The organism is Pseudonocardia autotrophica (assembly GCF_003945385.1).
GTDB lineage: Bacteria > Actinomycetota > Actinomycetes > Mycobacteriales > Pseudonocardiaceae > Pseudonocardia > Pseudonocardia autotrophica.
Map to the genome: position 1 here is coordinate 6721818 of NZ_AP018920.1, position 17836 is coordinate 6739653.

Genomic DNA, 17836 nt, shown 5'->3' on the forward strand with positions numbered 1-17836 from the left:
ACCATGACCGTGAAGCCCACCGACACCGCACTCCGCTCGCAGGAGGAGATCACCGCCCGGGTCAAGGCCCTGGAGGCGTTGCTCATCGAGAAGGGCGTCATGACCACCGCGGCGGTCGACCGGCTGGCCGAGGTCTACGAGAACGAGGTCGGCCCGCAGCTGGGCGCGAAGGTCGTCGCCAGGGCGTGGACCGACCCGGCCTTCAAGGAGCGGCTGCTCGCCGACGCCTCGGCCGCCTGCCGCGAGCTGGGCGTCGGCGGCCTGCAGGGTGAGGAGATGGTGGCCGTCGAGAACACCGACACCGTCCACCACGTGATCGTCTGCACGCTGTGTTCCTGCTACCCGTGGCCGGTGCTCGGCCTGCCCCCGAACTGGTACAAGGCGCCGCCGTTCCGGGCCCGGATCGTGCGGGAACCGCGCACCGTGCTCGCCGAGGATTTCGACTTCCCGGTGCCCGACTCGGTCGAGATCCGGGTCTGGGACTCCAGTTCCGAGCTGCGCTACTGGGTGCTCCCGCAGCGCCCCGCGGGCAGCGAGCACCTCTCCGAGGACGAGCTCGCCGCCCTGGTCACCCGTGACTCGATGATCGGGGTCGGCGCGCCGCGTCCGGTCGGGGCCGCGGCATGAGCGGCACGAGCACCGGGATCCGCAGCGACGCCACCGAGCTGGGCGACGCCCGGCGCCGGGTGCAGAAGCTCGTCTGCGACATGCCGGGCGCGGACCGGCCGTTCTCCGAGCCGTGGGAGCTGCGGGCGTTCGCGATGGCGGTGGCAGCCCACCACGAGGGCCACTACGAGTGGAGCGAGTTCCAGCTGTCGCTGATCGACTCGATCCGGCAGTGGGAGGCCGGCGACGGCGGCGAGCCGTGGAGCTACTACCTGCACTGGCTCGAGGCGCTGGAGCACACCCTCGCCGCGAGCGGCGCGCTGTCCGACTCGGCCGCACTCGACGATCGCACCCGCCAGGTGCTGGCCACGCCGCGCAACGCGAACCATCACGAGGCCCGCCGGGAACCGGTGACGGTCGATCCGGCCCGGTCCTGAGCGACGACGCCGGCGGCCCGGTCCGCGCTCCCCGCGGGCCGGGCCCGTCCCGATGATCTTCCCGTCGGCCCCCGGCACCGTGCCGGTCGCCCGCATCCCGCTGGGCGACCGGTTCGTCGCGCGCTCGGGGCGCCCGCCCGGCTGGACGCCCGCCGCCGTCGCGCTCGGCTCCCGGCTGGACGACACCCTGGCCCGGGCCGCCGCCGACCGGTCCGCACCCGGCCGGGCGGTCGCCGCGGTGCTGCTGCTGGACCGCTACGCGCTGCGGCTGGCCGCCCCGGTGCTGGCCGCGTTCCACGAACTCGACACGCTGCTCGACGCACGGCCCGGCAACGTCGCGCTCGGCCCGGACGAGCAGGTGCCCGGCTGGCTGGCGTTCGCCGAACCCGGGATCGCGGCCCGGGCCGATCCGGCCGCGCTCTGCGCCGGCCTGCTGACCGGGAGCCTGCTCCCGCTCGCCGACGAGCTGGCCGCCAGGACCCGGGCCGGGCGGCGCGTCCTGCGCGGTTCGGTCGCGCACGCGGTGGCGCTGAGCGCATTGCACCTGTCGTGGCACCGGCGCGATCCCGACCGGCTCGTCACGCAGACACGTGACCTGCTGGGACGCGCCGATCTGGACCGGCTCGTCACGGTCGGGACCGTCGACGTCGACGGCGCCCCCTGGATGACGGTGTCCCGCCGGGCCTGCTGCCTGGCGTTCCGGACCACCCCACCGGGCGGGCCGCCGCCGTTCTGCGGGACCTGCCCGTGCCTGGACCCGGCCGGCGTCTCGACCGCTGTCGTGGCCGCCGTCCGGTCGTTCCGGGAGCGGAATCCCGCGCCGGATGCTCAGCGGTCGCGCAGCAGGTAGCGCTGGATCTTGCCGCTGGGAGTCTTCGGGAGCTCCGGCACGAAGTGCACCGTCCGCGGGTAGGCGTGCCGGGAGTAGCCGTCCCGGACGAGTGCCTGCAGCTCACCGGCCAGCGCCTGGTGCCGGTCGGCGGTGACCCCGGCCGCGGTGACCACGAACGCCTCGACGACCTCGCCCCGGATGCCCTCGGGATCGGGCCGTCCGACCACCGCGACGTCGGTGACCTCCGGATGGGTGATCAACACGCTCTCGACGTCGAACGGGCCGATCCGGTAGCCCGCGGCGAGGATCACGTCGTCGTCGCGGGCGGCGAAGAAGAAGTAGCCGTCGGGGTCGACCCGTCCGGTGTCGCCGGTGAGGTACCAGCGCCCGTCCCCGGTGAACCGCTCGGCGGTCCGCTCCGGCGCCTCGTGGTAGCCGGCGAACCAGAACAGCGGGCTGGCGGTCGCGTCGATCGCGATCTGGCCCCCGACGACGTCCGCGGTGATCCCGGGCAGCGCCCGGCCCATCGAACCGTCCCGAATGGGGTGCACGACGTCCTCGTGCCAGTGGTTGCCGATCACCATGCCGAGCTCGGTCTGGCCGTAGTGGTCCCGGATCGGGGTCCCGAAGGTCTTCTCCCCCCAGGCCACGACGTCCGGGGTGAGCGGTTCACCGGCCGACGACGCCCGGCGCAGCGTGACCCCCTCGACCGCGCCGCTCTTGCTCAGCGCGCGGTAGATCGTGGGGGCGCCGGCGAAGTTGGTGACGCCGAAGGTGCGCATCACCGCCACCGTGGAGGCCGGTGTGAAGTTCCCCCGGAACAGCAGGTTGGCCCGCCCCGCCAGCAGCGGGGCGACGATGCCGTAGTACAGCCCGTAGGCCCAGCCGGGATCCGCGGCGTTCCAGTAGACGTCGTCCGGGGTGACGCCGAGCCCATGGTGCAGGTAACAGTGGAAGGAGGCGAGCGCCCGCACCGGCACCACCACACCCTTCGGCTTCCCGGTGGTGCCGCTGGTGTAGAGCTGCAGCAGCGCCCCGTCGCCACCGACCGCCTCGGCGTCGGCCCACGGCCGGCTGCCGGCGACCAGCTCGTCGAACGCGTCCCCGGTGACGAGCACGTCGAGGCCGTCCAGGGCGTCGAGCTTCGGCCGTTCCGCGGGCTCGGTGACGACGAGCCGGACGCCTGCGCTCTCCACCCGCAGCCGGATCGCCCCCTCGGCGAAGGCTGTGAACAGCGGGACGTGCACCGCGCCGAGCCGCCAGATCGCGAGCAGGGTGAGCACGAGCTCGGGGCGCTTGGACATCAGGACCGCGACCCGGTCACCACGCCGGATCCCGCGCCCGGCGAGCGCGGTGGCGAGCCGCCGGGACCCCTCGGCGAGGTCGCCGTAGGTGGTCGTGGTGCAGGACGGGTCCCCGTCGGCGGCGACGTCGACGAACCGGAAGGCGACGGCGGCCGGGTCGTGCCGGTCGCACAGCAGCTCCGCCGCGTTCGCGCCGGGTGATCCGTACTCCTGCAGCCAGCGGCTGAGGGTCTCGGCGACGTCCGACATGACTGCTCCTCGACTGCGTCTTGAATGCCCCGCTCGTACCGGGCGAGACTGTGGTCGTGCCGAGCGTCGATGCCCACCCTCCGACGAGGGGTAGCGGCACGGCCCCATTCCCGGACAACACCCTGCCCGCGAGCATCGGCCGGGCACTGGCCAGGATCCGGCGGAGCACCGGCAGCTCGCTCGCCTTCGGCGGCCGGGTCGGCCCCGGCGGGGTGCTGCTGGAGCACTTCGACGGCGAGGTCGTCGGGCCGCTGCGCGGGACGACCCTGGAGCCGGGGCAGGGGCTCGGTGGGCGGGTCGTGGCGCGGCAGCGCGCGCTGGCGGTACCGGACTACGTCGCGAACGGCATGATCACCCACCGGTACGACGCGATCATCCGCGCCGAGCGGTTGCGCGCGCTCGCCGCGGTGCCGGTGGTGGTCGCCCGGCGCCCGGTCGCGGTGCTCTACGCCTCGCACCGGACCCCGCACCAGGGTCTGGACCGGGTGCTCGACGTCGTCGTCGAGGAGGCCAGGGCGCTCGAGCAGGAGCTGGCGGTGACCGCCGTCGTCCGCACCGGCGACGAGGGACTCGACGACGCCGCCGAGCTGCGCACCCGCGTGCAGGACGCCTACTCGCAGCTGTGCGCACTCGCCGCGCGGCTCGACGACGAGCCGCTCGCCGGCGCCGTGCGCGCCGCCGCCGAGCAGCTGGTGCCCGGGCCGGACGACCGCACCGGTCCCGCGGTGCGTCTCACCCCGCGGGAACGCGACGTGCTGGCGCTGGTGGCCGCCGGGCTGGGCGACCGGGACGTCGCGACCGCACTCGGCGTCGGGCTGTACACGGTGAAGGGGCACGTCAAGAGCCTGCTCGGGAAGCTGCACGCGACGAACCGGCGCGCTGCGGTCGTGCAGGCGCGCCGGTACCGGCTGCTGCCCTGATCCTCCGGGTCAGGCGTCCGGCCCGCCGCGGGTGCGGGCGTAGTGCCGGTTCGACTTCGACCGGTTGCCGCACGACGCCATCGAGCACCAGCGCCGGGTCCCGTTCCGGGTGGTGTCGAGGAAGTGCAGGACACAGCCGTCGTGCGCGCAGCGGCGCACCCGTTCCGGGCGCGTCTCCAGCAGCCGGAGCAGTGCCTCGGCCGCGGTCCAGGCCGGCAGCCAGGCCGGGTCGCCGGTCTCCGGGCGGGTGACGGCGCCGCCGGGGCCGTAGCCGCGGCGCAGCCTGCCGCGGGCGAGGAGCTCGTCGAACGCGATCGCGGTGCCGGTACCCGGCTCGTCCAGCAGATCGGTCATGACGGCGCGGGCCCGCCGTAGCGCCGCGGTCACCGGCTCGCCCGCAGGCCCGTCGAACCCGTGCCCGGCGAGCCAGGACGCGGCCCCCTCCGGCGTCGCCAGCAGATCCCGCTCGGTCCCGCTCTCGATCCACCGGGTGTTGAGCAGATCCAGCGGGAGCGGTTCCCCGGTGAGCGGACGGACGTCGGGCATCGGCCCAGGGTAGCCGCCGGTCCGGCTTGACGCGGACCGCCGACCGTGCTTGGTTCTAACCATCTAAATAGTTATAGGAGGTTGGAATGACGAGGACGGCCGAGGTCGAGTACCGCCATCACGAGGTCGCCGGGCACCGGGTGTTCGTCCGCGAGGCCGGGCACCGCGACGCGCCGGTCGTGCTGCTGCTGCACGGGTTCCCGACCAGCTCACGGATGTACCGGGCACTGATCCCGGCGCTCGGCGAGCACTACCGGGTGATCGCGCCGGACCACATCGGGTTCGGCCACTCCGACACACCCGGCACCGACGCGTTCGACTACACCTTCGACGCCCTGACCGACGTCACCGAGGCGCTGCTCGACGAGCTGGGCGTGGACCGGTTCGCGCTCGTCGTGCAGGACTACGGGGCGCCGATCGCCTGGCGGCTCGCGCTGCGCCGGCCGACGTCGGTCACCGCCGTGATCAGCCAGAACGGCAACGCCTACGACGCCGGATTCGTCGAGGACTTCTGGGCGCCGGTGTGGGCCTACGCGAAGAACCCCGGACCGGACACCGAGCCGGCGGCGCGCGCCGCACTCGGCGAACCCGCCATCCGGTGGCAGTACCTGCACGGCGTGCACCGTCCGGAGCTCGTCGACCCGGACACCTGGACCGTCGACGCCGCCTCGATGGCCCGCCCCGGCGCGGAACGGGCCCAGCTGAGCCTGTTCCGCGACTACGCGACGAACCCGCCGCTCTACCCGCAGCTGCACGCCTGGTTCCGGGAGACGCAGGTCCCGCTGCTCGCCGTGTGGGGCGAGAACGACGAGATCTTCGGCCCGGCCGGCGCCCGGGCGTTCGCCACCGACCTGCCGGACGCCGAGATCCACCTGGTCCCCGGCGGGGGACACTTCCTGATCGAGAGCCACCCGGACACCGTGCTGGGGTACGTCGAGGACTTCCTCGGCCGGCACCTGCAGCCGGGCCGCGCCTGACGGGCGGGCCGCTACGCCCGCCCGGCCTCCGGTCCGACGAGCAGGCCCTCGGTCACCGCCCGAGCGGCGCCGCCGAGCACACCGTCTTCGTCCGCCGACTGAACGACCTCGGGTTCGGCGAGCCGTGCCTGCTCGCGGCGTGGGATTCGGGCCGCGACGCGGACTGGGGCCTCGTGCTCACCGAGGCGCGCGAGGTCGCCCTGCGACCGGGCGACGAAGGGCGCTGGGCAGCCGACGTCTGGAACAACGAGGTCTGAGCGGACGACCGGGCAACAACCGGCACCACGCGGGGTGCCCCCGCGCCGCAGCCGCTGCGCCGGGTCACCCCGCCGCGACTCCGTCCATCGCGGCGAACGTCGGTTCCGCGGTGTCGAGGAAGTGATCGATGCTCAGCAGGCTCGGCGCCAGCAACGAGATCGACCCGCCCAGATCCAGCTGCTGTGCGGTGCCGTTGCGGACCGCGGTCAGGTTGCCCCACCCGGGGATCTCCTCCATCGGGGAACCGTCCTGTGAGACCGCGAAGATCACGTCTGCATCGAGGGTGCTGATCTGCTCGAGGGAGACCATGGTGTTCGGCGGCAACGCCGCGACGTCCCCGAGCGACCACGAGGGGAACCGATCAACGAGCTCCGCGATGTACAAATATATCGACAAGCATTAGATTGTTTGTGTGCCTGCTGACGACCGCTGTGAGCTGCTGTGCCTGGACCTGCCCCGCGCGGAGCTGATCCGCGCGCAGCTGCCGGGAGCGGCGGGTCTCGAACCCGCCGCCGGCGTCGCACGAGGACTGGGGGACCCGACGCGACTGCGGATCGCGATGGCCCTGCTGACCGGGCACGAGCTGTGCGTCTGCGACACGGCGTGGATCGTCGGGGGCTCGCAGGCGTTGGTGTCCCACCATCTGCGGCAGCTGCGCGGCGCAGGCGTCGTGACCTCCCGCAAGGACGGCCGGATGGTGATGTACCGGCTGTCCGGCCGAGGAGTGACGGTACTGGGCGCGTTGCTGGACCTCGACGAGGACGTTCCCGCCGACGGAGGCGATCGTGCCTGACGCCTGCTGCGGCCCCGGGACGACGACGGGCTCGCCCCCGGAGATCGACGAGGGACCTGCCCGTGTCCGGCAGATCCGGGAGCTGCAACGCGCCGCCGTCGCGGCGCTCCTGATCGCGGTCGCCTGGACGATCGGTGTCACGACCGGCGGGCCGACGCTCCTGATCGGCGGGATCGAGCTCACTGCCGCCGTCATCGCGGCGTCGACCTTCGCTCCCGGCGCGCTGCGGAGCCTGTGCCGGGGCCGCATCGGTGTCGGCACCCTGATGACCATCGCCGCGATCGGGGCGGTCGCCCTCGGACAGATCGCCGAGGCGGCGCTGCTCGGAATCCTGTTCTCGATCGCCGAGGGCCTCGAGCGCTACGCGGTCACGAAGACCCGGCGCGGACTTCGAGCGCTGCTCGGTCTGGTGCCCCCCACGGCCACCGTGATCCGCGACGGCCGCGAGGTCACGGTCTCCCCCGACGACCTCGTCGTCGGTGATCTCCTCGTGCTCCGCTCCGGCGAGCGCGCCGCGACCGACGGCGTCGTCCGCAGAGGACGGACCAACCTCGACACCTCCGCGATCACCGGGGAGTCCGTCCCGGTCGAGGCCGGCCCCGGCGACATCCTGCACGCGGGAACCATCAACGGCGGCGGGGCGATCGAGATCGAGGTCACCGCCCCGGCCTCGGACAGCTCACTGGCCCGGATCGTGCACATCGTCGAACAGGCCCAGGAACGCAAGGGCTCCGGACAGCGCCTCGCCGACCGCGTCGCCCGCCCACTGGTGCCCGCCATCATGGTGCTCGCCGCGCTCATCGCCACGATCGGATCGCTGCTGGGCGACCCCGGGGTGTGGATCGAACGAGCACTGGTCGTCCTCGTCGCCGCGTCCCCGTGCGCACTCGCGATCTCGGTGCCGCTGACCGTCGTCGCCGCGATCGGAGCGTCGAGCCGGCACGGCGCCCTGGTCAAGGGCGGAGCCGCGCTGGAAGAACTGGGCCGCATCCGGGCGATCGCCCTCGACAAGACCGGCACCCTCACCCGCAACAGGCCCGAGGTCGTCGACGTCCTGGCCGCCGACGGGCACGAACAGCGCGAGGTCCTCGAGGTCGCTGCCGCGCTGGAGGCCCGCAGCGAACACCCGCTCGCCCGCGCCGTCCTCGACGCAGCCGAAGATCCCGCACGGGCCATCACGGTCGTTCCCGCCGACGACGTCACCGCCGTGGCGGGCCACGGCCTCACCGGAACCCGGGACGGGGCGGCCCTGCGGCTCGGCAAGCCCGGCTGGATCGCCCCCGGCCCACTCGCCCACGACCTGACACACTTGCAGAACGTGGGCGCCACCGTGGTCCTGCTCGAACGCGACGGGGCGCTGCTGGGCGCGGTCGCGGTCCGCGACGAGCTGCGCGACGAGGCACCCGACGCCGTCCGGCGGATCCGTGATCTCGGCATCGAGGTCGCCATGCTCACCGGCGACAACCGGCGCACGGCCCGCTCCCTCGCCCGGCAGGCCGGCATCGACACCGTCCACGCCGAACTACGGCCCGAGGACAAGGCCACGCTGCTGGCCGACATCGCCCGCGGCCGCCCCGTCGCCATGGTCGGCGACGGCGTCAACGACGCCCCCGCTCTCGCCACCGCCGATGTCGGCATCGCCATGGGCGCGATGGGCACCGACGTCGCGATCGAGGCCGCGGACGTCGCGCTCATGGGTGAGGATCTGCGCCACCTGCCCCAGAATCTCGCTCACGCACGCCGCGCGCGGGCCATCATGCTGCAGAACGTCGGCTTCTCACTGCTGATCATCGGCACGCTCATCCCGCTCGCCGCCCTCGGCGTGCTCGGCCTGGCCACCGTTGTCGTCGTCCACGAGGCCGCCGAGGTCCTGGTCGTCCTCAACGCGGTCCGCGCCGCCCGGATCCGGCGCCTGCCCGGGCTCACCGTCGGCCCTCGTGGCGGTGGGCGGCATCACATCGGCGTCGCTCCGGCACCCGAACCGGATGATCCCTGCTGCGCACCGATCCCTCCGGCCGGCGGACGGGTTCGACGGCTCGGCTGACGGAGTCCGGCGGGGTCGCACCCGACGAGCAGGTGAGGAGGAGCGGAGCCGGTGGTCGGGATCGAACCGACGACCTACTGTTTACAAGACAGTTGCTCTACCACTGAGCTACACCGGCAGGTGATTCCAGCCTAGCTCCCCGCCCCGATCGCAACCTCCCGGCCTTCCCACCCGTCGCACAGGACGCATGCAGCCGTGCCGCCGTCGCCCGGCCCGAAGGCATCCCTAGCCTGGGAGGCCGCACGAGCAGAGGAGAGGTGAGCCGACCGTGGCCGAGGACACCCCGACCGCCGACAGGTTCGCGCGGCGACTGCGCGGTGCCCTGCGGCGGGACGCGAAACGGCTGCTGACACCCGGCCCCTCGACCGTGCCGATGCTGATGCTCGGCCCGCAGGTCCCCGACGACGCCCAGGTCCAGCAGGTCCTCGACCTCTGCATGCGGATCGGCGAGATCGAGCTGTCCAGCGGCGAGTCGGTCGACGAGGTCACGGCGACGATGCTGCGGCTGGCCAACGCCGCGGGGCTGCCCGCGGTGGACGTCGACATCACGTTCACCTCGATCACGATGTGCTGCCACCGCGGCAACGCGGCCCATCCGGTCACCACGATGCGGCTGGTCCGTTACCGCACCCTGGACCTGTCCCGGCTGGCCGAGACCGAGCAGATCGTCCGTGACCTGGAGGCGGGCGAGCTGGACGTCCGCGCGGCGTCGTCGCGGGTGTCGGACGTCGTGCGCAGCCCGCACCCCTACCCGCGCTGGGTCGCGACGTTCGGCTGGGCCGGCCTGGCCGCGTCCATCGCGCTGCTGCTCGGCGGCGGTCCGATCACCGCGACGGCGGCCTTCGTCACCACGGCGGTGATCGACCGGATCGGCAGGCTGCTGGCCCGGTGGGGGGTCGCGTCGTTCTTCCAGCAGGCACTCGGCGGGTTCCTGGTGACCGCCTCGACGATCCTGCTGATCTCGATCGGGCTGTTCCCGGCCGGCACCAGACCGTCGTTCATCGTCGCGGCCGGGATCACCGTGCTGCTGTCCGGGCTGAGCGTCGTGTCCACCGTGCAGGACGCCCTGACCGGCTACTACCTGACAGCGGCGGCCAGGATCGTGGAGATATCGCTGCTGTCGGCCGGCCTGCTCACCGGGGTCGTGCTCGGCCTGCAGCTGGGCTTCCAGTTCGACGTGCCGATCGAGGTGTCCGGCGATCTCCCGTCCAGCGTGGGGCAGTTCGGTCTGTCCGTGATGTCCGGGGCGCTCGCGGCCGCGTTCTACGCGCTCGCCGGGTACGCCCCGCTGCGCTCGCTGCCGATCGCCGGCGCGGTCGGCGCGGCGAGCTGGGCGGTCTACGGCGTGCTGACCCAGGTGTTCGGGATCGGGGCGGTGCCGGCGACCGGGGCCGCGGCGCTGGTCGTCGGTCTCGCGGCCGGGCTGCTCCGGCGCGGCACCGACACCCCGCCGATGGTGGTGACGCTGGCCGGTGTCACCCCGCTGCTCCCCGGCCTGGCCGCCTACCGCGGCTTCTACCAGCTGGCCGTGGAGGGCGTCTCGGAAGGACTGGTGACGGTCACCATCGCGCTGGCGATCGGCCTCGCGCTGGCGTCCGGTGTGGCGCTGGGCCAGTTCGTGACCCGCCCGCGGCGCAGGCCGGAGGAGACGCCGACCGCCGGGGACAACCCCTCCACCGGTAGCGGATACATGCTCGCGGTGGACTCCGACGCCGCCGGAACCCCGGCCTCCCCCGCCGAGTCGAAGTAGGCTCGGCCGCGGGCCCGGGACGTGCCCGCGGCCCGCGCGTCGAGGAGGGTATGTGACCAACGGCGAGCCGGTGACCGCGGCGGATCTGGTGGTGGTGGCCAACCGGCTGCCGGTCGACTACGAACGTCGGCCGGACGGCAGTACCGGATGGAAGCGCAGCCCTGGAGGCCTGGTCACGGCGCTGGAGCCGACGCTGCGGGCCAGGGAGGGGGCCTGGGTCGGGTGGCCCGGCGTGCCGGACGTCGACGTCGAGCCCCTGGTCGAGGACGGCCTGTCGCTCTACCCGGTCCGGCTCTCCGCCCAGGAGGTCGAGGACTACTACGAGGGCTTCTCCAACGGCACGCTCTGGCCGCTCTATCACGACGTCGTCGCCCAGCCGCAGTTCCACCGGCACTGGTGGCGGGCGTACACGGCGGTCAACCAGCGGTTCGCCGAGGAGGTCGCCCGGGTCGCGGCGCACGGCGCGACGGTGTGGGTGCAGGACTACCAGCTCCAGCTCGTCCCGGGGCGGCTGCGCGAGCTGCGACCGGACCTGCGGATCGGGTTCTTCCTGCACATCCCGTTCCCCCCGGTGGAGCTGTTCCGCCAGCTCCCGTGGCGGACCCGGATCATGGAGGGGCTGCTCGGCGCGGATCTGGTCGGCTTCCACACCGACGGCGGTGTCCGCAACTTCCACTGGCTCGCCCAGGAGCTGACCGGCGCGACGCCGGACCGCGATCCCGAGGTGGTGCGCTACGGGGGCCGCCAGGTCCGGCTCGGCGCGTTCCCGATCTCGATCGACTCCAAGCAGATCGACGAGCTGTCGCGCAGCGAACCGGTCCTGAAGCGCGCCGCGCAGATCCGCGAGGAGCTCGGGAACCCCGCGCGGATCGTGCTGGGGGTGGACCGGCTCGACTACACCAAGGGCATCGACGTACGGCTGCGCGCGTTCCACGAGCTCCTGGAGGAGAACCGGGTCACCGGTGGTGACACGTCGCGCAGCGGAGCGGAGTCGGCCATCGACACCGTGATGATCCAGCTCGCCACCCCGTCACGCGAGCGGGTCGAGCACTACCAGCAGATGCGCGACGAGATCGAGCTCTCGGTCGGCCGGATCAACGGCGAGTTCGCCCGGGTCGGCCATCCCCCCGTGCACTACCTGCACCGCTCGCTGCCCCGCGAGGAGCTGGTCGCGTTCTTCCTGACCGCCGACGTCATGCTGGTGACCCCGCTGCGCGACGGCATGAACCTGGTCGCCAAGGAGTACGTCGCGGCCCGGCACGACGACGGCGGCGTGCTGGTGCTCTCCGAGTTCGCCGGCGCCGCGATCGAGCTCACCAGCGCCCTGCTGGTGAACCCGCACGACACCGACGGGGTCAAGGAGGCGCTGTTCGCGGCGCTCACCATGAACGTCGACGAGGGTCGCAAGCGGATGCGCACGCTGCGCCGCCAGGTGCTCGATCACGACGTCGACCGGTGGGCGCGATCGTTCCTGGAGGCACTCGGCGTGAAGGTCTCGCAGTGACGGGGGGCCTCACCGCCGCACTCGACCGCATCGCCGGCGCCGACCGGCTGCTGGTGACGCTCGACTTCGACGGCGTGCTGGCACCACTGGTCGACGACCCGTCGGCGTCCCGCCCGCTGCCCGGGTCCGCCGACGCGGTGCGCAGGCTCGCCGGCCTGGACGCGACGACCGTCGTGCTCGTCTCCGGTCGCGGGCGCGACGATCTCGCAGCCGTCTCCGGTTTCGGCCCGCCGATCGGGCTGGTCGGCAGCCACGGCGCCGAGTTCGACGCGCAGCTCTCCGCGCTGCTCGGCCGGGGCGGCCTGCTCGACGAGGCCCAGGCCCGGCGGCGCTCCGCGCTGATCGAGGGCCTGCGCGAGCTCGTCGACGGCACGCCGGGCTCCCGGCTGGAGACCAAGCCCGCCGGTGCCGCCGTGCACGTGCGGGGGATGGAGCCGGCCGCCGGTGCCGCGCTGCTGGAGCGGGTCGGGGCCGAGTGGGTGCGCGACGGTATCGAGGCCACCGCGGGCAAGGACGTACTGGACCTCACCGTGCTGCGTACCACCAAGGGCGCCGCGGTGGCCGCGCTGCGCGAGGCGCTCGGGGCCGGTCCGGTGCTGTTCGCCGGGGACGACATCACCGACGAGACCGTGTTCGGCACGCTCACCGGGGACGACGTCGGGATCAAGGTCGGCGACGGCGACACCGCGGCCGGGTACCGGGTCGCCGATCCGCAGGAGCTCGGACGGCTGCTGCACCGGCTCGCCGACGCCAGGGCTGCGGGGATCAGGGCCGCCGGAACCAGGGCTGACGGAATCAGGGCTGACGGAATCAGGAGCGAGCCTGCTCCGTGACGCTCAGCTCGGCGCCGAGCCGCAGCTCAGCGCCGGGCTCGTCGGGGATCAGGTTGACGCCGAACAGCACGCCGGTGCCGGCCCGGCGGTGCCGCGCGAGGGTGACCATCGGCTCGCGGCCCTTGGCCGCCGTCTCCGGGTCGACCGTGGTGAACACGCAGCGGGCGCACGGCTTCACCGCCCGGAACGCGGCGTCGCCGATCGTGATCCGCCGCCAGCCGTCCTCCGCCCACGGCGCCGCCCCGGACACCACGACGTTCGGCCGGAACCTGCTCATCGGCAGCGGCCCCTCGGCGGCGTTCGGGCCGTCGGCGATCAGGTCGTTCAGCGCGTCGAGGGAGCCCTGCGAGGTGAGCAGCAGCGGGAACCCGTCGGCGTAGGACACCCGGTCCTGCGGCTCGGAGAACTCGGGATCGGGGCGGCGGCGGTCCGGGTCGTCCAGGTGCACCAACCGCACATCGGCGCCGAGCAGCCGGGAGAACCACTCGTCGGGCCCAGGTCCGGCGGGCACACCGGCGGTGTCCGAGCGGTGCACCCGCACCGGGACGGCCCCGACGGCCGGGTCCGGCTCGGCGACCTGCAGCACCGGGAGCCCGGGGCCGGTCACCTCCAGGCCGCCGTCGCCGGTCAGCCGCGGCACCGCGAGGACCAGTCGAGGGTGCTTGCGGCCGGTGACCATCACGCCGCCGGGATCGACGACCATCCAGCGCCGGTCCCCGGCGAGACCCGCACGCTCCACCAGCAGCCGGTCCTCGGGCGTTCCGCGGCACGACTTCACCGGGTACCGGAAGAGCCCGGTCAGCCTCACCATCCCGAGAAGAACTCCCCCGACTGCCGCAGCGCCCTGGTCGTGGTCCCGACGACGAGCTCGGTCGGCAGCGTGACGTGCTCGGAGACGTTGCGGTCGCCGCGTTCCAGGAGCAGCCGCCCGGCCTCCCGGCCCTTCTCCCGGAACGGCTGCCGGACCGTGGTCAGCCCGACCCGGTCGGCCTCGGGCACGCCGTCGAACCCGGCGATCGACAGGTCCTCGGGGACCCGCAGGCCGCGCTCGCGGGCCTCGCCGAGCGCTCCGAGGGCGAGGATGTCGGAGGTGCAGACGACCGCGGTGATCCCCGGGTACGCGTCCAGCAGGGCCGCCGCGCCGTCGGCACCCGCCTCCGCGGAGTGCTCGAACCGCTCGATCACCGGCACCGCCGACCAGCTGACCCCGGCCTCGGTGAAGGCCTCCCGCAGGCCGGCCAACCGCTCCCGTTGCACGCTGTACGTGCTGCGCCCCTGCCGTTCCGGATCGACCGGCCCGTCGTGCCGCTGGGAGCTGAGCCGCATGCACAGCACGCCGATCCGCCGGTGCCCCAGCTCCACCAGGTAGCGGCCGAGCGCCAGGGTGCCCGCGCGGTCGTCCACCCCGACCCGGTCGACGCCCTCGACGCCGGCGGGCTGGTCGCACACCACGGTCGGCACCGGCCGCTGCAGCACGGCGCGGAAGTGCGGATCGTCCTCGCTGACCGAGTAGACGACGAAGCCGTCCACCCCGGCCTGGTAGACGGAGTCGACGTCGGAGTGCTCCGGGCTGGCCGGCACCAGCAGCAGCCCGGTGCCCGCCTTCTCGCAGGCCAGCGCCAGGCCCTCGAGGAAGCCGGTGGCCCCCGGATCGCGGAAGGCGTAGCTCAGCGCCTCGGTGAGCAGCAGCCCGACGGCGCCGGCCCGCCGGGTGCGCAGCGAGCGGGCGACCGGATCCGGACCGGGGTAGCCGAGCCGCCGTGCCGCCTCCAGGACACGCTCGCGCAGCGGCGCGGAGAGCTGGTCGGGCCGGTTGTAGGCGTTGGAGACGGTCGTCCGGGAGACGCCGAGTTCGGCGGCCAGCGACGCGAGCGTCGCCGGACGCCGCGTGTGCTGGGGGCCGGTCACGCCTCGCACGGTAGCGGCGCCGTCACCCGGGTGAAAGCCCGCCCCGGCCCAGGCGCAGGGATCACATCTTCGCAGCGCGGCACGACGGTAGAGTGAATTTGAGAACGATTTTCGATAAATACATGCCGATACGTTGATAGGAGTTCGGTCGTGCCCCGTTCCCCGCTCCGCCCGGCCGCGCTGGTGGCCGGATTCGCGGCCCTCTCGCTGGGCCTGTCCGCCTGTGGCTCCGGCCAGATCGACGCCCCGACCAGCCCGGACATCCCGCAGACCGCCGTCGTCGCCTCGACCGACGCCTGGGGCGCCGTCGCCCGCGCCGTCGGCGGCAACTACGTGCAGGTCGAGTCGATCATCGACTCGCCGAACGTGGACCCGCACGGCTACGAGGCGACCCCGCAGGACGCGGTCACCGTCGGTGACGCCAAGTTGATCGTCATGAACGGCGGCGGCTACGACGCGTTCATGACCGGGCTCATCTCCTCCTCCGGAAACCGGGCCCCGGTCGTCGACGCGGTCGAGGCCTCCGGCCTGGAGGGTGCCGACGAGGCGGGCCACGCGCACGAGGGCGAGGCCGGGCACTCGCACGAAGGTGAGGGTGAGGCCGGGCACTCGCACGAGGGCGAGGAGGGCCACGACCACGAGGACGGCGAGGCCCACGACCACGGCGCGTTCAACGAACACGTCTGGTACAGCCTCCCGACCGTGCAGCAGGTCGCCCAGCAGCTCGCCGACCGGCTCGCCGAGATCGACCCGTCGGCGGCCGACTACTTCCGGAGCAACGCGCAGGCCGTCTCCGGTGGCGTCGCCCAGCTGACCTCGAAGGCGACCGACATCGGCCGCAACCACCCGGACGCCCGGGTCGTCGTCACCGAGCCGGTCCCGGACTACCTGCTCGACGCCGCCGGCCTGGAGAACGTGACGCCGCAGGAGTTCTCCTCGGCGGTCGAGGAGGGCACCGACCCGCCGGCCGCCGTCGTCGCGCGGACCCTGGATCTGTTCCGCAACCAGCCCCCGGCCGACGTGCTGATCGTCAACAGCCAGACCGAGTCCGCGAGCACCGACCAGGTGCGGGCCGCGGCCGAGACCGCGGGCGTCCCGATCGTCGAGATGAGCGAGACGCTGCCCGACGGCGTCGACGACTACGTTCAGTGGATGAACACCAACCTCGACGAGCTGAACGCGGCGCTCTCGCGGTGACCACGCAGGCCGCGCCGCTCCCGGCGCTCACCCTGCGCGGGGCCGGCCTGCGGTTCGGTGACCGGACCCTGTGGTCCGGTCTGGATCTCGACGTCGCCCCCGGGGAGTTCGTCGCGGTGCTGGGCCCGAACGGCTCCGGCAAGACGACGCTGATGCGCGTCCTGCTGGGACTGCTCACCCTCTCCGAGGGCGAGGTCCGGGTCGCCGGCGCCGCGCCGCGCCGCGGCAGCCCGGAGATCGGCTACGTCCCCCAGCAGCAGCAGCTCGATCCCGACCTGCCGCTGCGCGGGCGGGACCTGGTCGGGCTCGGCCTGGACGGGCACCGGTTCGGGCCCGGCTGGGCCCGGCCCGCCGCGCGCCGGGAACGACGCGCGCGGGTCGACCGGGCGCTCGCCGCGGTCGGCGGCACCGGGTACGCCGAGGCTCCGGTCGGCCGGCTCTCCGGCGGCGAGCAGCAGCGGCTGCGGGTCGCCCAGGCGCTCGTCGGCGACCCGGCGCTGCTGCTCTGCGACGAGCCGCTGCTCTCGCTGGACCTGTCGCACCAGCGGACGGTGACCCGGCTGATCGACGAACGCCGGCGCACCGACGGCACCGCGGTGCTGTTCGTCACCCACGAGATCAATCCGGTGCTGCCACTGGTCGACCGGGTGCTCTACCTGGTCGACGGCCGGTTCCGGATCGGACCGACCGAGCAGGTCATGACCTCCGAGGTGCTCTCCGAGCTGTACCGCACCGAGGTGGACGTGCTGCGGGTGCGGGACCGGCTCGTCGTGGTGGGCGCGGAGGACGCGGGCCTGCATGCCGAGCACGGCGGGGTCCCGGCGTGATCGACCGGCTGTTCTCCTTCGACGGCACCCTGGCGCTGCTCGCCGAGCCGTTCGTACAGAACGCGCTGATCGCCTGCGCGGTACTCGGGCTGGTCGCCGGATTGCTCACCCCGCTGGTCGTCAGCCGGGGTATGGCGTTCGCGGTGCACGGCACCGCCGAGCTCGCCTTCACCGGCGGAGCGGCCGCACTGCTGATCGGGCTCGAGGTCGGGCTCGGGTCGGTGGTCGGCGCCGTCGTCGCGGCGACCGTCTTCGGGGTGCTCGGCCTTCGGCAACGCGAGCGGGACTCGGTGATCGGGGTCGTGATCGCCTTCGGACTCGGGCTCGGCGTGCTGTTCCTGTCCCTCTACGAGGGCCGCTCGGCGAACCGGTTCGGGCTGCTCACCGGCTCGATCGTGGCCGTCGACGGGACCAACCTGCGGGTGCTCGCCGTCGTCGCGGTGCTGGTGCTGCTCACCCTGCTGGTGGTCTACCGGCCACTGCTGTTCGCGAGCACCGATCCGGACGTCGCGCTCGCCCGCGGGGTGCCGGTGCGCGCCCTGTCGCTCGTCTTCGCCGTGCTGATCGGGCTGGTGACCGCGCTCGCGGTGCCGATCGTCGGAGCGATCCTGGTGCTGGCCGTGATGATCGTCCCGGGGGCCGCGGCGAACCGGGTGACCGCCAACCCGGTGCGCGCGACGATCGTGGCGGTGGTGATCGCCGAGGTGGCCCTGGTCGGCGGCACGATCCTGTCGCTGGCGCCGGGGCTGCCGGTGTCGGCCTACGTGGCGACCATCGGCTTCGTCGCCTACCTGCTGTGCCGGCTGGTCGCCCGGCTGCGCGGCCGGAGCGTCGCGCGCGCCTGAGACCGC

18 protein-coding genes and 1 tRNA gene are annotated in these 17836 nt (G+C 73.5%); 13 read left to right on the forward strand and 6 right to left on the reverse strand.

The features are described 5' to 3' along the window. Positions 1 to 3 precede the first annotated feature (3 nt). The 3 genes from nthA to Pdca_RS31260 are packed head-to-tail and all read left to right on the forward strand — an operon-like array spanning position 4 to position 1893. Positions 4 to 627, forward strand: coding sequence for a nitrile hydratase subunit alpha (nthA, locus tag Pdca_RS31250; RefSeq protein WP_085910400.1), 624 nt, complete (start codon positions 4 to 6; stop codon positions 625 to 627). Then, positions 624 to 1043 (forward strand): nitrile hydratase accessory protein, encoded by a 420-nt coding sequence (locus Pdca_RS31255; RefSeq protein ID WP_085910399.1) that lies wholly within the window; start codon positions 624 to 626, stop codon positions 1041 to 1043. The genes nthA and Pdca_RS31255 overlap by 4 nt, the downstream gene beginning before the upstream one ends. Before the next feature lie 52 nt (positions 1044 to 1095). Next, a complete protein-coding gene (locus tag Pdca_RS31260) occupies positions 1096 to 1893 on the forward strand; it encodes a hypothetical protein (RefSeq protein WP_085910398.1) in 798 nt (265 codons plus the stop codon). Here Pdca_RS31260 and Pdca_RS31265 read toward each other — a convergent pair. After that, positions 1872 to 3428: an AMP-binding protein gene (locus tag Pdca_RS31265; protein ID WP_085910397.1), complete on the reverse strand. Its 1557-nt coding sequence runs from the start codon at positions 3426 to 3428 to the stop codon at positions 1872 to 1874. The genes Pdca_RS31260 and Pdca_RS31265 overlap by 22 nt on opposite strands. A gap of 56 nt (positions 3429 to 3484) precedes the next feature. Between Pdca_RS31265 and Pdca_RS31270 the strand changes: the two genes are divergently transcribed. Next, positions 3485 to 4348, forward strand: coding sequence for a helix-turn-helix transcriptional regulator (locus Pdca_RS31270; protein ID WP_197719859.1), 864 nt, complete (start codon positions 3485 to 3487; stop codon positions 4346 to 4348). A 9-nt stretch (positions 4349 to 4357) separates the two neighbouring features. Here Pdca_RS31270 and Pdca_RS31275 read toward each other — a convergent pair whose 3' ends face one another. Beyond that, complete coding sequence (locus tag Pdca_RS31275) at positions 4358 to 4894, reverse strand: CGNR zinc finger domain-containing protein (protein WP_085910395.1); 537 nt, start codon at positions 4892 to 4894, stop codon at positions 4358 to 4360. Between the two features lie 86 nt (positions 4895 to 4980). On the opposite strand from Pdca_RS31275, the gene Pdca_RS31280 reads away from it, so the two are divergent. Continuing rightward, positions 4981 to 5871, forward strand: coding sequence for an alpha/beta fold hydrolase (locus Pdca_RS31280; protein ID WP_085910394.1), 891 nt, complete (start codon positions 4981 to 4983; stop codon positions 5869 to 5871). Positions 5872 to 6192: 321 nt separating this feature from the next. Here Pdca_RS31280 and Pdca_RS31285 read toward each other — a convergent pair whose 3' ends face one another. Beyond that, entirely contained in the window at positions 6193 to 6525 is a 333-nt protein-coding gene (locus Pdca_RS31285) for a hypothetical protein (protein WP_125911631.1), read from the reverse strand. A 16-nt stretch (positions 6526 to 6541) separates the two neighbouring features. Here Pdca_RS31285 and Pdca_RS31290 point away from each other — a divergent pair, with 16 nt between their 5' ends. Next, a complete protein-coding gene (locus tag Pdca_RS31290; protein ID WP_085910392.1) occupies positions 6542 to 6922 on the forward strand; it encodes an ArsR/SmtB family transcription factor in 381 nt (126 codons plus the stop codon). After that, positions 6915 to 8966 carry a heavy metal translocating P-type ATPase gene (locus Pdca_RS31295; protein WP_085910391.1) on the forward strand — a complete coding sequence of 684 codons (2052 nt, stop codon included), beginning with the start codon at positions 6915 to 6917 and terminating at the stop codon, positions 8964 to 8966. The genes Pdca_RS31290 and Pdca_RS31295 overlap by 8 nt, the downstream gene beginning before the upstream one ends. Positions 8967 to 9012: 46 nt before the next feature. Here Pdca_RS31295 and Pdca_RS31300 read toward each other — a convergent pair. After that, a tRNA-Thr gene (locus Pdca_RS31300) sits at positions 9013 to 9084 on the reverse strand. 150 nt (positions 9085 to 9234) lie between these two features. Between Pdca_RS31300 and Pdca_RS31305 the strand changes: the two genes are divergently transcribed. The 3 genes from Pdca_RS31305 to otsB are packed head-to-tail and all read left to right on the forward strand — an operon-like array spanning position 9235 to position 13053. Continuing rightward, positions 9235 to 10716, forward strand: a complete 1482-nt coding sequence (locus tag Pdca_RS31305) for a threonine/serine exporter family protein (RefSeq protein ID WP_085910390.1) — start codon at positions 9235 to 9237, stop codon at positions 10714 to 10716. Positions 10717 to 10768: 52 nt separating this feature from the next. After that, positions 10769 to 12220 (forward strand): alpha,alpha-trehalose-phosphate synthase (UDP-forming), encoded by a 1452-nt coding sequence (locus tag Pdca_RS31310; RefSeq protein WP_085910389.1) that lies wholly within the window; start codon positions 10769 to 10771, stop codon positions 12218 to 12220. Then, the gene (gene otsB, locus Pdca_RS31315; protein WP_085910388.1) at positions 12217 to 13053 is read left to right on the forward strand and encodes a trehalose-phosphatase; all 837 of its coding nucleotides are present in this window, start codon (positions 12217 to 12219) and stop codon (positions 13051 to 13053) included. Before Pdca_RS31310 ends, otsB begins: the two co-directional genes overlap by 4 nt. On the opposite strand, the gene Pdca_RS31320 is transcribed toward otsB, so the two are convergent. Together Pdca_RS31320 and Pdca_RS31325 are read right to left on the reverse strand one after the other, a co-directional pair. Next, positions 13031 to 13864 carry an MOSC domain-containing protein gene (locus Pdca_RS31320; protein WP_085910387.1) on the reverse strand — a complete coding sequence of 278 codons (834 nt, stop codon included), beginning with the start codon at positions 13862 to 13864 and terminating at the stop codon, positions 13031 to 13033. The two genes, otsB and Pdca_RS31320, sit on opposite strands and share 23 nt — an antisense overlap. Next, entirely contained in the window at positions 13858 to 14961 is a 1104-nt protein-coding gene (locus tag Pdca_RS31325; RefSeq protein WP_085910386.1) for a LacI family DNA-binding transcriptional regulator, read from the reverse strand. The genes Pdca_RS31320 and Pdca_RS31325 overlap by 7 nt, the downstream gene beginning before the upstream one ends. A 150-nt stretch (positions 14962 to 15111) precedes the next feature. On the opposite strand from Pdca_RS31325, the gene Pdca_RS31330 reads away from it, so the two are divergent. The 3 genes from Pdca_RS31330 to Pdca_RS31340 are packed head-to-tail and all read left to right on the forward strand — an operon-like array spanning position 15112 to position 17830. Next, positions 15112 to 16158, forward strand: coding sequence for a metal ABC transporter solute-binding protein, Zn/Mn family (locus Pdca_RS31330; RefSeq protein WP_158092020.1), 1047 nt, complete (start codon positions 15112 to 15114; stop codon positions 16156 to 16158). Continuing rightward, positions 16155 to 16985: a metal ABC transporter ATP-binding protein gene (locus tag Pdca_RS31335; protein WP_085910384.1), complete on the forward strand. Its 831-nt coding sequence runs from the start codon at positions 16155 to 16157 to the stop codon at positions 16983 to 16985. The genes Pdca_RS31330 and Pdca_RS31335 overlap by 4 nt, the downstream gene beginning before the upstream one ends. Continuing rightward, on the forward strand, positions 16985 to 17830 hold the full coding sequence (locus tag Pdca_RS31340; protein WP_085910683.1) for a metal ABC transporter permease: 846 nt from the start codon (positions 16985 to 16987) through the stop codon (positions 17828 to 17830). Before Pdca_RS31335 ends, Pdca_RS31340 begins: the two co-directional genes overlap by 1 nt. Positions 17831 to 17836: the final 6 nt, after the last annotated feature.

Excerpts from the sequence above, each read along its gene's own strand:
- nthA (WP_085910400.1), top strand. The coding sequence starts at position 4 with ATGACCGTGAAGCCCACCGACACCGCACTCCGCTCGCAGGAGGAGATC.
- Pdca_RS31255 (WP_085910399.1), top strand. The coding sequence starts at position 624 with ATGAGCGGCACGAGCACCGGGATCCGCAGCGACGCCACCGAGCTGGGC.
- Pdca_RS31260 (WP_085910398.1), top strand. The coding sequence starts at position 1,096 with ATGATCTTCCCGTCGGCCCCCGGCACCGTGCCGGTCGCCCGCATCCCG.
- Pdca_RS31265 (WP_085910397.1), bottom strand. The coding sequence starts at position 3,428 with ATGTCGGACGTCGCCGAGACCCTCAGCCGCTGGCTGCAGGAGTACGGA.
- Pdca_RS31275 (WP_085910395.1), bottom strand. The coding sequence starts at position 4,894 with ATGCCCGACGTCCGTCCGCTCACCGGGGAACCGCTCCCGCTGGATCTG.
- Pdca_RS31280 (WP_085910394.1), top strand. The coding sequence starts at position 4,981 with ATGACGAGGACGGCCGAGGTCGAGTACCGCCATCACGAGGTCGCCGGG.
- Pdca_RS31320 (WP_085910387.1), bottom strand. The coding sequence starts at position 13,864 with ATGGTGAGGCTGACCGGGCTCTTCCGGTACCCGGTGAAGTCGTGCCGC.